Genomic DNA, 12,994 nt, shown 5'->3' on the forward strand with positions numbered 1-12,994 from the left:
TATGGTGTCCGCTGTCACCATCACACATCGGGGGAGGTCAGCTTGTCGGCTGTCCTGGAGATAGCAGGTCTCCGCAAGACGTACCGGAGTCGCCGGCGCGGGGTACGGCACGCGCTCGACGGCTTCGACATGCGGGTCGAGGCGGGCCAGGTGCACGGCTTCCTCGGCCCCAACGGGTCGGGCAAGACCACGACCCTGCGGACGCTGCTCGGCCTGATCCGGCCGAACGGCGGCCGGATGGCGATCCTCGGCCACGAGGTGCCGCAGGCGCTGCCGGTGGTCGCCGGCCAGGTCGGGGCGATCGTGGAGAGTCCGCAGTTCTTCCCGCACTTCTCCGCGCGGGACACCCTCGGCCTGCTCGCCGGAGCGGGGCAACTGCCCCGGCAGCGGGTCGACGAGGTGCTCGAGCTGGTCGGGCTCCGCGACCGGGCCGGCGAGCGGGTGAAGACCTACTCGCTCGGCATGAAGCAGCGGCTCGCGGTCGCCTCCGCGCTGCTCAAGAACCCCAAGCTGCTGATCCTCGACGAGCCCGCCAACGGCCTCGACCCGGGCGGCATCCGCGAGATGCGCACCCTGATGCGGGACCTCGCCGCCGCCGGCATGACCGTGGTGCTCTCCAGCCACATCCTCGGCGAGATCCAGCTCATCTGCGACTCGGTCACCATCATCTCGCTGGGCCGCCGGGTCGCCTTCGGCCCGGTGGAGCAGGTGCTCGCGGAGCACTCGCAGGGCGCGGTCCGGGTCCGCGTGGAGGCGGTCAGCGACCTTCCGCAGGCCGCCGAGGTGCTCACCCGGGCCGGGGTGCGGGTCGCCGCCGAGCCCGACCACCTGATGCTCGCCGGCGTCGACAAGCCGGCCACGGTCAGCCGCCTCCTCGCCGAGCAGGGCCTGTACGTCAGCGAGCTGGCGCCGGTCGCCGTCGACCTGGAGAGCGTCTTCCTCGAACTGACCGCCACCGCGCCGGTACCCGGCCAGCACCGGCAGGTCGACCAGTCCACGAAGGTCGGTGAGCCGGGCGTCGGCGGCACCGGGGGAGGTTTGGGCGCATGAGCCTGTACGTCACCGAGCTGCGGCGGCTGGCCAAGCGCCGGCTCACCCGGCTGCTGCTGGTGCTGCTCGTCCTCGGGCTGGCCGGCATCGCCACCGCCTTCAGCTTCTCCAGCCACAAGCTCTCCCCCACAGTGGTCGCGGAGGCGCAGGCGAAGTCGGACGCCGACTACCGGCAGGCGGTGAAGGACTGGGAGAAATCGGTCGCCGACTGCGACGCCGCCGTCGCGCGCGGCGAGAAGACCGAGGACCGGTACGGCCCCGACTGCGGCCGGCAGTGGCAGCCGCAGCCGGAGATGTTCGACCCGAAGTGGAACCTGCCGTACCAGTTCGACTTCCGCGGCGAGTTCGGAAACTTCATCGCTGTCTTCGCGGGCGCCGTCGCGCTCTTCGCGTTCCTGGTCGGCGCGTCGTTCGTCGGGGCCGAGTGGAGCTCCGGCGGGATGATGAACCTGCTGCTCTGGCGCCCGAAACGACTGGCCGTGCTCGGCACCAAGCTGGCCGCCGTGCTGACCGCCGTGCTCGGCGTGAGCGTCGTGCTCGGGGCGCTCTGGACGCTGGCCTTCTGGCTGATCGGCACGTACCGGGGCAGCACCGCGAAGATGACGTCCGGGGTCTGGCAGTCCACCGCCATCAGCGGCGTCCGGGCGCTGGCCCTGGTGCTGGCGGTGGGCGCGGTGGCCTTCGCGCTCGCCTCGCTCGGCCGGCACACCGCGATGGCGCTCGGCGCCGCGGTCGGCGTCGGCGTGATCAGCGAGGTCGGCATCCGGATCGCCGTCGCGATGGCGGGGGTGCGCTTCGGGGACCGCTACGTCCTCTCCACCTACGCCCTGGCGTGGTTCCAGAAGCAGTGGAAGCTGATCGACTACCGGTCCTGTGACTTCGCGCAGGGGCAGTGCAATCCGAAGGAGATGCTGATCACCTGGCAGGACTCCGCGCTGGTGCTCGGGTTGGGCGGTGCCCTGGTGCTGATCGCCGCCTTCTGGACGATGCGCCGCCGGGACATCACCTGACGGTGGTCGCCGCGGACGCCGCGTCCGATGCGCTCGGGGCGGGCCCTGGTTAGGCTGGGGTCCCCCCGGTCGGCGCCACCGCGCCGGCCCCCGCCCTCCCGAGGAGCGCCATGTCCGCCGACGCCTCCGCGGCCGCCACCGACCGGCCGGAGCCGTCCGGGCGCGTGGACCTCGAGCGGCGGCGGGGCGGGGTGGCGGTCCCCCCGCCGCGGTCCGCCCCGGCCGTGGAAGCGGATCCGGCCCCGGCCGTCCCGACCGGGAGCGAAGCGCCCACGCCGCCCGACGAGCGGTCGGGGGCGACCGAGGGCGTGCCTGCCGACGTGGCGGCCGGGCCGGCGGCGGAGGCCGGGCCGGCCGACGGGCTGACCGAGCGGGAACGGGGGATCCTCGCCTTCGAGCAGCAGTGGTGGAAGCACGCCGGGGCCAAGGAGCAGGCGATCCGGGACACCTTCGGGCTCTCCGCGACCCGGTACTACCAACTGCTCAACGCGTTGCTCGACCACCCGGCCGCGCTGGCCGCCGAGCCGGTGCTGATCGGCCGGTTGCGCCGGCTGCGCTCCTCACGCGCCCGCAACCGGCGTCGCTGACCGGCTCACTTCTCGTACGTGCACAGCGGGCGCCCGCATGGCCCCGGCCGGTCCGGGTAGGCGGGCGGCGACGGAGGGAGCGAACGGATGGGGGCACCAGACCGCCGGTACCCGATCGGGAGCCGGCCGACGCGGCCGGTCGGGGTGGCGCCGACGATGCGGGTACGCTCCGCCTCCGCCGCCGCCCCGGGTCGGCTGGAGAACGAGGACGCGGTCTTCCGCCTCGGCCCGCTGGTCGGGGTGCTCGACGGGGCGACCGTGCCGGAGGGCTTCGACACCGGGTGCGTGCACGGGCCCGCCTGGTACGTCCGGCACCTGGCCGCCCGGATCGGCCTGGCGCTCGCGGCCCGACCGGCGGCGACGCTGATGAGCAGCCTCGCGGCGGCCATCCTGGCGGTCCGCGCCGACCACGGCGGCGACTGCGACCTCGACCACCCGGGCACCCCGTCCTCCACCGTCTGCCTGCTCCGGGAGGGCGGCGACCAGGTGGACTACCTGGTGCTCTGCGACAGCCCGCTGGTGCTGGACGCCGGCGGCCAGGTGAGCGTGGTCTCCGACGAGCGGCTGGACACCGCGATGGCGGAGCTGCGCCGCACCGCCGCCGACCTGCCCGGCGGCGAGGTCGATCCGGTGACCCGGTTCCGGCAGGCGGTCATGGTGCAGCGGGAGCGGATGAACCGGACGCACGGCTACTGGGCGGCCGCCGCCGACCCGGACGCCGCGTACCACGCGGTGACCGGGACGTTGCCGCTGCGCGGACCCGGGGCGTTGCGCCGGGCGGCGCTGCTCAGCGACGGCGCGTCCTGCGCGGTCGAGCAGTTCGGCCTCTTCGACTGGGCGGGGTTGCTGGACGTGACCGCCGCCGAGGGGCCGGAGGGGTTGATCGCTCGGGTCCGGGCCGCCGAGCGCGATCACCCGGACCGGTTGCGCCGGCACAAGCGGACCGACGACGCCTCGGTGGTGTTCTGCGAGTTCGACCCGGCGGACTGAGCCGGGGTGCGACAGCGGAGCGTGAGGCAGAACACGGAGGCGGTCCGACCGGCCGGTACCTTCCGCCGGACCGGCAGTCCCCGGCCAAAGGGGTGGACTCCTGCCGGTACGGGCGGCAGACTGCGGCACGTGGCGGGTGCGGTACGACTTGAGCCGGTGGACGAACGGAACCTGGAGCCGTTGCTCTCCGTAGCGGCCGCCGAGGCGGAGCCCGAAGACGTGATGCCCCCGGTGGACGCCCCGGCCGGCTGGTCGCTCGCCCGCCGGGAGGCGTTCCGCGACTTCCACCGGGCCAGCTTCACCGGCCTGGACGGCCCCACCCGCACCCGGATGTACGCCATCCTCGCCGGCGGCGAGGTGGTGGGGATGGTCCGGATGACCCGCTGCGAGCAGCCCGGCACCGTGGAGACGGGGATGTGGCTGGGGCGCTCGGCCCGGGGGCAGGGGCTCGGCGCGGCGGCGTTGCGCGAGCTGCTGAACGCGGCCGCCGCGGCCGGCATGCGCACCGTCGTCGCCGAGACGACGCCGGACAACGCGGGCGCTATTTCGGTGCTGCGGAAATGCGGTGCCCGATTGCGGGAAGACGGCGGTAAGGTGCGCGCGGAAATGTGTCTGGATTCGGCCCTGCCAGCCCTCTGATTATTTCGCTTGCCTTGTGTCAACAATCGTCTTTTAGCTGCCCAGCCGGGCCTGTCTGACCGTTTTGCGAGGCTCCTCCGCCGCCGTGGCGGCTCATCCGAATGCGCTGTGACGGACCTCGCTGGAATTGCGGGGAAACGTTTCGTGGGTGGGCCCACGGGTACTGCCCGCCGGGTCCGCTAATAACGGGATGCCCGGTCGCAGGCCCATTTCGCGCTATTCCCCGGAGCTGTTTCCGGCCTGCCCCACCATGCGGCGTCCGCGTCCCCCGGGGAGCGAAGGAGAACCGATGAAGAGCGGAGCACGGGTCGCGCTGGCGGTGGGCTTCGGGTACCTCCTGGGCCGCCGCAGGAAGCTGCGTACCGCCCTCACGCTGGCCGCCGCGGTGGCCGCGGGCCGGGCCAGCCAGAATCCCGGCGGGCTGCGGAAGTACGGCACGGACCTGCTGAACTCGTCCGCCCAGCTGGGGAACCTCACCAAGCTCGGCGGCCCCCTGGCCACCGCCGGCAAGGCCGCGGCGACCGCCGCCGCCGGCAGCGGCATCGACGCCCTCAGCGGCAAGCTGCGCGGCAGCGCGGACGCGCTGCGCCGGAAGTCCGGCGGCAACCGGCCGGACTCCGACGCCGCCGCCGGAGAGCGGTCGGCGCCCGACGAGGAGCAGGAACTCGACAACCAGCCCGAGGCCGAAGGCGCCTACGACGACGACTACGACGACGACCGTGACGACGCCGACCGCGAGGAGCGGCCGGTCGTGGCGCGTCGGCAGGGGCGGTGACCATGGCGGCCAATCCCAACCTCGCGGAAAAGGCACGCGACCAGCTCGGCGAGGAACTGCGGAACCTCGCCGGCGCGATCGGTGAGCGGGCGGTCCAGGTGGTCACCGAGCGGCTCACCGGCGCCACCGGCCGGCTCAGCGAGTACGCGAAGTCCGGCGGCGGCCCCGGCCTGGTCGCCGCCGCCACCGGCGCGCAGAAGCTCGCCGAGGGGCACTCCCCGATGAAGGCCATGTTCCATGCCGGCCTGGCCGGCGGTAAGGAGAAGCTCATGTCGGCGTTCGGCGGTGGCGGCGGCAAGGGTGGCAAGGGCGGCAAGAAGCTCAAGGTCACCAACATCGTCGAGACCATCGAGGTCGGCGTGCCGGTGCGGGTCGCGTACAACCAGTGGACGACGTTCAGCGACTTCCCGAGCTTCATGAAGAAGGTCGAGCAGGCCGACAAGGACTCCGACGAGAAGATGACCTGGAAGGCACAGGTCTTCTGGTCGCACCGGAGCTGGGAGTCGACCATCGTCCGGCAGATCCCGGACCGGCTCATCCACTGGCGCTCCAAGGGCGAGAAGGGCTCCGTCGACGGCACGGTCAGCTTCCACGAGGTCGGCCCGGACCTCACCCGGATCCTGGTCGTCCTGGAGTACCACCCGCAGGGGCTGTTCGAGCACACCGGCAACCTGTGGCGGGCCCAGGGCCGACGGGTGCGCCTGGAGCTGAAGCATTTCGTCCGGCACGTGATGACCCAGACCGTCCTGGACCCGGACTCGGTCGAGGGCTGGCGCGGCGAGATCGAGGACTCCCAGGTGGTCAAGGACCACGAGACCGCGCTCCGCGAGGAGCAGGAACAGCGCGAGCAGGAGGAGCCGGGCCGGCCGCGGGGTCGGGCCGAGGAGCCCGAGGAGGAGGCGGAGCGCGAGGAGCGCCGGCCCGCCGAGCGCCGCCGCCGTCGCCCGCCGCAGCGCCGCCGTCCCCCGGAGGAAGAGGAGTACGACGCCTACGACGAGGGCGACGACTTCGACGACGAGGAGTACGAGGCGGAACCCGAGGAGGAGCAGCCGCCGCCGCGTCGCCGGGAGCCCGAGCGGGCCCGCCGTCAGCAGCCGCGGGAGGAGCGGGAGCCGCGCGCGGAACCGCAGGGACCCCGCCCGGCCGCCCGCCGTGCCCCGGAGCCGCCGCGTCGACCGGTGGTCCGGCGGCGGCGTGAGGAGCGTGGCGAATGACGATCGCGACGACGAGCGGCGCCCAGGGCGGCGCCCTGGAACGCAGCGGAGGCGGTGGCAACGGGGGCACCCTCGCCGACGTGGTGGAGACGGTGCTGGACAAGGGCGTGGTGATCGACGCGCAGGTGTCGGTCGCCGTGGTCGGCATCCAGCTTCTGGAGATCAACGCTCGGGTCGTGATCGCCAGCGTCGAGACGTACCTCCGGTTCGCCGAGGCGGTCGACCGGCTGAGCATCACCCCGAAGAACCAGAAGGGGCTGCCCGACCTGGTGGGGGACACGGCCGGAGCGGCGACCAAGGGCAAGGCGATCTCCGGCCTCGGCAAGGCGGCCCAGGAGATCAGCGGCGCGGTGGCGGACTCGTTGGGCGACCGGGGCCCCGATCGGGAGCGGGAACGGCCCCGCCGGCGCCGGGACGAGGAGCGGTGAGCATGACCACCCAGGAGGCAGAGCCGAGCGGCGCGACCGGGCTGTTCATCTACGGCATCGTGCCGTCCGACGTGGAGCCGACCCCGGACGCGGAAGGGGTCGGCGACCCGCCGGGCGAGGTGACCGCGGTCCGGCACGGCGACCTGGCCGCGCTGGTCAGCGAGGTCGGGCTGGAGGAGCCGATGGGCCGCCCGGCCGACCTGAGCGCGTACCAGACGCTGCTGGACGGCACCGCGGCGGTCGCGCCGGTGCTGCCCGTCCGGTTCGGCACGGTGGTGACCGGCCAGGACGCGGTGGCGGAACTGCTGGAGGCACACCACGACCGGTTCGCCGCCGCCCTCGACGAGTTCGAGGACCGGCTCCAGTACACCGTGCACGGCCGCTTCGACGAGGAGGAGATGATCAGCGACTTCCTCACCGAGAACAGCGCCGCCGCGGCGCTGGCCGAGCAGGTGCGCGGCCGGCAGGAGGCGGAGACCCGGGAAAAGCGGATCCGACTCGGCGAGATGATCAGCCAGGGCGTGGAGCTGCGCCGGGAGGCGGAGAACCGGGCGCTGATCGAGGCCCTCACCCCGTACGCGGTGGCGCACGCGCCGCGCCCGCCGAGCAGCGAACTGGACGCGATGAACGTCGCCTTCCTGGTCGCGACCGACGACGAGGAGGACTTCGTCCGGGCGGTGGAGGACTTCGCCGAGCAGCGGCGGGGACTGGTCCGGATGCGGCTGCTCGGCCCGCTCGCCCCGTACGACTTCGTCAGCGCGCACCAGTTGGTGGCGTGAGAGATGGACATCCTCTGGAGCCTGCTGACCCTGCCGTACGCCCCGGTGCGGGGGCTGACCTCGGTGGTCAAGGTGATCGCCCGGGAGGCGGAGGCGCGGCAGTACGACCCGGTCAACATCCGGCGCGAGCTGGAGGAGCTGGACCGGGCGGCGGCGGCCGGCGACATCACGCCGGAGGAGCGGGACCGGGGACAGCAGGAGGTCCTGGACCGGCTGACCACCCCGGCCGGCGGCGCGGAGGTTACCCCTCCCGAGGCCGCCGGCCGGCGGCCGCCGCCGACCGGCCGGGAGACCGGCCGGCGACGGACCGCCGGTCGACGGGGTGACCAGCACCGCGGGCGAGGGGACTGAGATGACGGCAGCACGGATCCGTGGTGACGGCGACCGGGAGCGCCGGCGCGACCGGGACGCCCGCGACGACGCCGGCCGGTACGTCGACGAGGAGGAGTACGAGGAGGTGTCGGCCGCCGAGGCGGCCCGGGAGGGGCTGCGCCAGATCGTCGGGCTGACCGGCAAGGACCCGCTCGGCATCACCTCCATCCAGCCCACGGACGACGGCTGGCTGGTCGGGGTGGAGGTGGTCGAGGACCACCGGATCCCGGCCTCGACCGACCTGCTCGGCCTCTACGAGGTGGAGCTGGACATGACGGGCAGCCTGCTCGGCTACCGGCGGTCCCGCCGGTACCAGCGCGGCAAGGGGGACTGAGATGACGATGGGGCGGCCACCCTCGGTGGTGCAGAACTCGGGCCAGGTCCTGCCGGCCGGGCACGAGCCGGCGAACCTCGGCGACATCCTCGAGCGGGTGCTCGACCGGGGCATCGTCATCGCCGGTGACATCCGGGTCAGCCTGCTCGACATCGAGCTGCTGACGTTGAAGCTGCGGCTGGTCATCGCCTCGGTGGACACGGCGCGGCAGATCGGCATCGACTGGTGGGAGCACGACCCGTGGCTCAGCTCGCGGGCCCGCCCGCCGGTGGAGCCGGGGCCGCGCGACCCGGAGGAGGTGGAGGCGTCCCGGCGGCCGCGGGTGGCCGCCCGGGCCGAGCGGGAGGAGCCGAATGCGTACGACCGCTGAGACCACTCCGACGGCTGACGCGCCGGAGACCGGCACCGGCGTCTGGCTGCACGGCGTGACCGCCGACGTCGACCCGGCCACCCTCTCCGGGATCACCGGGATGGACGCCGCTCCGGTCCGCCCGGTCCGGGCCGCCGGCCTGACCGCCGTGGTCAGCGCCGCCCCGCTGGCCGAGTACGGCGAGGCGGCGCTGCGCCGCAACCTGGAGGACCTGGCCTGGCTGGAGCGGGCCGCGCGGACCCACCACACGGTGGTGGACGCCCTGTCGCGGGCGGGCGCGGTGGTGCCGGCCCGGCTCGCCACGGTGCATCGCGACGACGACCGGGTGGCCCGGGTGCTCACCGAGCGGCGCGAGGAGTTCTCCGCCACGCTGGCCCGGCTCACCGGCCGCGAGGAGTGGGGCGTCAAGGGGTACGTCGTCCCCGGCGCGCCGCCCCGCACGGCGGAGGCGGCCGGTGCCGGCGGCGGGGCCGGTGCGGCGTACCTGCGGCGGCGCCGGGCCCAGCTGACCGCGCGGGAGGAGGGGCAGCGGATCGCCGCCGACGCGGCCGTCGCCGTGCACACCGCACTCGCCGGGTACGCGGTCGCCGCCCGCCGGCACGCCCCGCAGGACCGGCGGCTGTCCGGCGCGGCCACCGCGATGGTGCTGAACGGGGCGTACCTGATCGACCGGAACGGGTTGGCGGGCTTCTCGGCGCTGGTCGGGGCGCTGGCCGACCGGCACCCGGAGCTGCGGCTCGAGCTGACCGGCCCCTGGCCGCCGTACTCCTTCGTGGCGGAACCCTCGGCCGAACCGGCGCACCCGGTCCGGGAGCCGGCGTGACCGCCGCGCGGGGGCCGGCATGGCGGTGACCTCGCTCGCCCCGAGCAGCGCCGACGATCCGCTGGCCTACCGTCCGGTGGCGCTGGTCGACCTGCTCGACCGGGTGCTCGGCACCGGCGTGGTGATCAGCGGCGACATCACGCTGGCGATCGCGGACATCGACCTGGTGCGGATCTCGCTGCGGGCCCTGGTCGCCTCGGTCGGCGCGCTGGCCCCACCGGAGCTGCCCGACGTGACCCCGGGCTCCAGCGTGGCGGTCGAGCCATGACCGAGCGGGACGAGGCGGCGGAACTGGCGGCGGCGCTGGGGGAGCCGCGGTGGGAGGCACCCCGGGTCCGCCCACTGGACCGGCGGCTCGCCGTGGACTCCGACTCGGTCGAGCGCGGCCTGGCCAGCCTGGTGCTCACCGTCATCGAGCTGCTGCGGCAGCTGATGGAACGGCAGGCGCTGCGCCGGGTCGACCTCGGCGACCTGACCGAGGAGCAGGTGGAACGGGTCGGCGCCACGCTGATGGCCCTGGAGGAGCAGATGGCCCAGCTCCGCGAGTACTTCGGCCTGTCGCCCGAGGACCTCAACCTCGACCTCGGCCCGCTGGGCCCGCTACTCCCCACGGACTGACTGGGGCCCTTCGTCCCCGCGACCCGGTCTCCCGTGAGTGACGCGCGAGGTGCCTTCCGGGACGAGATGTCGGCTGGTGCCCGTCCCCGTGCCGGGTTCCGGCCCGGTCGAGGGGCGGTGGCGTGACGGCGGCGCTCCCGCGTCAGCCGGCCCGCTGCTCGGCGTACGCGGCCAGCCAGGCCACCTGGGCCGGGTCCAGGGAGGGGCGGACGCGCCGGCGGGCGGTCCCGATGTGGGCGGCGGTGACCGTGGAGGCGGTCAGCGACTCGCGCATCGCGGCCAGGGCCGCCTCCCGGACCAGGGCGGCGCAGTCGGCGGCCGAGAAGCCGGCCAGCTCCGCGCCCAGCGCGGCCAGGTCCACATCCGGGGCGAGCGGCACGTTCCGGGACGCGGCGCGGAGGATCTCCGCCCGGGCCGGGCCGTCCGGCGGCGGCACGTAGACCAGCCGTTCCAGCCGGCCGGGGCGGAGCAGCGCCGGGTCGACCAGGTCCGGCCGGTTGGTCGCGCCGACCACCACCACGTTGCGCAGCGCCTCCACCCCGTCCAGCTCGGTGAGCAGGGCGGCGACCACCCGGTCCGTCGTACCGCCGTCGGTGGCCTGGCCACGCACCGGGGCGAGCGCGTCCACCTCGTCCAGGAAGATCAGCGTGGGCGCGGCCTCGCGGGCCCGGCGGAACAGCTCCCGGACCGCCCGTTCGCTCTCGCCCACCCACTTGGAGAGCAGCTCCGCGCCCTTCACCGAGAGCACGTTCGCCCGCCCCGAGCCGGCCAGCGCGGTGAGCAGGTAGGTCTTGCCACCGCCCGGCGGTCCGTAGAGCAGCACGCCCCGGGGTGGCTGCACGCCCAGCCGGGCGAAGGTGTCCGGGTAGGTCAGCGGCCAGAGCACCGACTCCGTCAGCGTCTCCTTCACCTCGACCAGGTCGCCGACGTCGTCCAGGGTGACCGAGGCCAGCTCCAGGGTGGACGCGGCCATCGTGGTCGGCCGGACCACCTCCAGCGCGGCGCTGAAGTCGGCCATCGCCACCGTCGGCGTCTCGGCCGTCTTCTGCCGCAGCGCGGCGCGCACCCCGGCCTCGCGGACCAGCGCCGCCAGGTCGGCCGCGACGAACCCGGGGGTACGCGCGGCCACCTCGTCCAGCCGGACGTCCTCGGCGAGTGGCACCTGCCGGGTCAGCACGGTGAGCTGCTCGCGGCGCAGCGCCTGGTCGGGCAGCGGAACGGTGATCCGCAGGGAGAGCAGGTCCGGGGCGCGCAGCGCCGGGTCCACCGCCTCCGGCCGGCTGGTGGTGCAGACCACGGCCGCACCGGCCCGGACGGTCTCGGCGAGCATCTGCCGGAACACCGTCGCCACCGGCCCGGGATCGTCGGCCGGGGCGAGTGCCTCCACGTCGGTGACCAGCAGGACGGCCGGTCCGTCCCGGCGTACCGCCGCGGCGGCCTCGCGCAGCCGGCGGGCCGCCGCGTCGTTGCCGAGTGCGGCCACCTCGGGCGCCCAGACCGGGCAGACCCGGGCGCGCACCCGGGCGGCGACCGCGCGGACCAGCGCCGCCTTGCCGGACCCGGCCGGCCCGCTGAGCAGTACGCCCAGCGAGACGGTGGTGCCCAGCCGGCCGAGCACCTCCCGGTGGTGGAAGCCGAGGTCGAGCAGTTCGGTCAGTTCCTCGGCCTGGGCCCGCAGCCCGGGCAGTTCGTCGACGCTCGGCGCCTCCTCCGGCTCGACCAGTTCGGGCCGGGACTCCGCCGGCGGGGCCCACTCGGTCCCGGCTCCCGCCGGTCGGTTCACCGGGGCCCGGCCGCCGGCCCCGGTCGCGTCGCCGGTCGACCGGCCGCTCGGGTCCTGGCCGGCCGGCCCGGAGCCGCGGGTGGCCGGTCCGTGCGCCCAGCCGACCGTGCTGTCCATGGTGACCAGCGCGCCGGCCTCCGGCTCGACGGCGGACACCGTGAGCAGGGTGCTGGTCCAGGCGTAGCCGATCGTGTTGGCCAGGCTGCGCCGGGCCGCCTCGACCAGGCTGCGGACGGAGGCGTCGGGGAGCACGTCCTGCGGCAGCAGCGAGACGTCGTCCCCGGCGGTCACCACCTTGCCGAGCAGGGCGAGGCGCAGCATCTCCGGGGAGACCGCGGCGACGATCTCCACCGGCCCGGTCAGGGTGACCCGCCGGGCGGGGGTCACCGCCAGCGGGCTCACCGTCACCTGCCCGCCGTCCCGGAGGCCAAGGTTGCCGAGCAGCAGGTCGTCGGCGTACAGCAGGGCGGTGCTCGCGGTCTGCCCGGCCGGCGCGGCGATCCCGGCGGTGACCCGCCGGCCGCTCAACCGGACCGGGTCTCCGGGGCGCAGCGCCAACGCGGTCAGCACCTCGGGGTGCAGGCGGACGACGCCGCGGCGGGCGTCCAGCGCCGCCGGCCGCAGGCACGCCGTCAGGGTCAGGTCGGGTTCCGCCACCCGCCAGACAGTAGCCGCCGGCACCACCCCATGCGGGCCGGTGGGCGCCGGGCGTCAGACCGGGCCGGTGTCCTCCAGCAGCGACGGGTCGCGCCGGATCATCTCGGCCAGCCGGGCCGCGGGGTCGCTGCGCAGCCCGTCCTGACCGGGGGCCGGCACGGTCTTCGCCGACATCGGCCAGACCGGCGGCGGCGCGAGCGTGGACTCGGCGCCGACCGTCACGTCCGGCCCGGGCCAGCAGACCCGCAGCGGGTACGCCTGCCCGTCGTGCTCCACGCGCAGGGTGACGATCAGCCCGGGGTGCTCGGCGACCACCGGGCGTACCGCCTCGGCCACCTCCTCCACCGGGTCCCGCTCGACCGGGCGGGTCCCGCCCCGCAGCCGGTACGCGCCGTGCCCGTCCCGGGGCGACTCGACCGGCCGGGGCTCCTCCCCGGCGGCCTCCTCGTCCGGACCGACGGCCCGGCGTCGCAGCGCCTCCTCGCGGCGGGCCAGCCGGGCGAGCGTCTCGTCCAGATCACCTCTCATCACGTCCACCCCTTTCCATGAAACGGGTCGAATCGGC

Annotated in this window: 15 protein-coding genes and 2 pseudogenes; 15 read left to right on the forward strand and 2 right to left on the reverse strand. The window is 74.9% G+C overall.

What is annotated here, in order from left to right; translation table 11 throughout:
• Positions 1 to 42 precede the first annotated feature (42 nt).
• From ACFOYX_RS18210 to ACFOYX_RS18280, 15 genes and pseudogenes are all read left to right on the forward strand, one after another.
• Positions 43 to 1,050, forward strand: coding sequence for an ATP-binding cassette domain-containing protein (locus tag ACFOYX_RS18210; protein WP_109805054.1), 1,008 nt, complete (start codon positions 43 to 45; stop codon positions 1,048 to 1,050).
• The gene (locus tag ACFOYX_RS18215) at positions 1,047 to 2,060 is read left to right on the forward strand and encodes an ABC transporter permease subunit (RefSeq protein WP_109805053.1); all 1,014 of its coding nucleotides are present in this window, start codon (positions 1,047 to 1,049) and stop codon (positions 2,058 to 2,060) included. The genes ACFOYX_RS18210 and ACFOYX_RS18215 overlap by 4 nt, the downstream gene beginning before the upstream one ends.
• 110 nt (positions 2,061 to 2,170) lie before the next feature.
• On the forward strand, positions 2,171 to 2,647 hold the full coding sequence (locus tag ACFOYX_RS18220) for a DUF3263 domain-containing protein (RefSeq protein WP_322442318.1): 477 nt from the start codon (positions 2,171 to 2,173) through the stop codon (positions 2,645 to 2,647).
• Positions 2,648 to 2,734: 87 nt separating this feature from the next.
• Complete coding sequence (locus ACFOYX_RS18225; protein ID WP_322442319.1) at positions 2,735 to 3,637, forward strand: hypothetical protein; 903 nt, start codon at positions 2,735 to 2,737, stop codon at positions 3,635 to 3,637.
• Between the two features lie 129 nt (positions 3,638 to 3,766).
• Positions 3,767 to 4,276 carry a GNAT family N-acetyltransferase gene (locus ACFOYX_RS18230; protein WP_322442320.1) on the forward strand — a complete coding sequence of 170 codons (510 nt, stop codon included), beginning with the start codon at positions 3,767 to 3,769 and terminating at the stop codon, positions 4,274 to 4,276.
• Positions 4,277 to 4,565: 289 nt separating this feature from the next.
• Complete coding sequence (locus ACFOYX_RS18235) at positions 4,566 to 5,051, forward strand: hypothetical protein (RefSeq protein WP_201749876.1); 486 nt, start codon at positions 4,566 to 4,568, stop codon at positions 5,049 to 5,051.
• A 2-nt stretch (positions 5,052 to 5,053) separates the two neighbouring features.
• Entirely contained in the window at positions 5,054 to 6,265 is a 1,212-nt protein-coding gene (locus ACFOYX_RS18240) for an SRPBCC family protein (RefSeq protein WP_322442321.1), read from the forward strand.
• Positions 6,266 to 6,345: 80 nt separating this feature from the next.
• Positions 6,346 to 6,486: pseudogene (gvpJ, locus tag ACFOYX_RS18245) on the forward strand (gas vesicle protein GvpJ); the annotation flags it as partial.
• A 209-nt stretch (positions 6,487 to 6,695) separates the two neighbouring features.
• Positions 6,696 to 7,472 (forward strand): GvpL/GvpF family gas vesicle protein, encoded by a 777-nt coding sequence (locus tag ACFOYX_RS18250; protein WP_322442322.1) that lies wholly within the window; start codon positions 6,696 to 6,698, stop codon positions 7,470 to 7,472.
• A 3-nt stretch (positions 7,473 to 7,475) separates the two neighbouring features.
• Positions 7,476 to 7,823 (forward strand): gas vesicle protein GvpG, encoded by a 348-nt coding sequence (locus ACFOYX_RS18255; RefSeq protein ID WP_377534158.1) that lies wholly within the window; start codon positions 7,476 to 7,478, stop codon positions 7,821 to 7,823.
• A gap of 1 nt (position 7,824) precedes the next feature.
• A complete protein-coding gene (locus ACFOYX_RS18260) occupies positions 7,825 to 8,178 on the forward strand; it encodes a gas vesicle protein (RefSeq protein WP_109804274.1) in 354 nt (117 codons plus the stop codon).
• A 7-nt stretch (positions 8,179 to 8,185) separates the two neighbouring features.
• A pseudogene (gene gvpJ, locus ACFOYX_RS18265) lies at positions 8,186 to 8,380 on the forward strand (gas vesicle protein GvpJ); the annotation flags it as partial.
• A gap of 151 nt (positions 8,381 to 8,531) precedes the next feature.
• The gene (locus tag ACFOYX_RS18270) at positions 8,532 to 9,371 is read left to right on the forward strand and encodes a GvpL/GvpF family gas vesicle protein (RefSeq protein ID WP_322443319.1); all 840 of its coding nucleotides are present in this window, start codon (positions 8,532 to 8,534) and stop codon (positions 9,369 to 9,371) included.
• Between the two features lie 19 nt (positions 9,372 to 9,390).
• Positions 9,391 to 9,639, forward strand: coding sequence for a gas vesicle protein (locus ACFOYX_RS18275; RefSeq protein WP_322443320.1), 249 nt, complete (start codon positions 9,391 to 9,393; stop codon positions 9,637 to 9,639).
• Positions 9,636 to 9,989 carry a gas vesicle protein K gene (locus ACFOYX_RS18280; RefSeq protein ID WP_238454272.1) on the forward strand — a complete coding sequence of 118 codons (354 nt, stop codon included), beginning with the start codon at positions 9,636 to 9,638 and terminating at the stop codon, positions 9,987 to 9,989. Before ACFOYX_RS18275 ends, ACFOYX_RS18280 begins: the two co-directional genes overlap by 4 nt.
• Before the next feature lie 142 nt (positions 9,990 to 10,131).
• On the opposite strand, the gene ACFOYX_RS18285 is transcribed toward ACFOYX_RS18280, so the two are convergent.
• Both ACFOYX_RS18285 and ACFOYX_RS18290 read right to left on the reverse strand, forming a co-directional pair.
• Positions 10,132 to 12,429 carry an AAA family ATPase gene (locus ACFOYX_RS18285; RefSeq protein ID WP_322443321.1) on the reverse strand — a complete coding sequence of 766 codons (2,298 nt, stop codon included), beginning with the start codon at positions 12,427 to 12,429 and terminating at the stop codon, positions 10,132 to 10,134.
• Positions 12,430 to 12,483: 54 nt separating this feature from the next.
• A complete protein-coding gene (locus ACFOYX_RS18290) occupies positions 12,484 to 12,957 on the reverse strand; it encodes a hypothetical protein (protein WP_322443322.1) in 474 nt (157 codons plus the stop codon).
• Positions 12,958 to 12,994: the final 37 nt, after the last annotated feature.

This window comes from Micromonospora sp. GCM10011541 (genome assembly GCF_042650725.1).
GTDB lineage: Bacteria > Actinomycetota > Actinomycetes > Mycobacteriales > Micromonosporaceae > Micromonospora > Micromonospora sicca.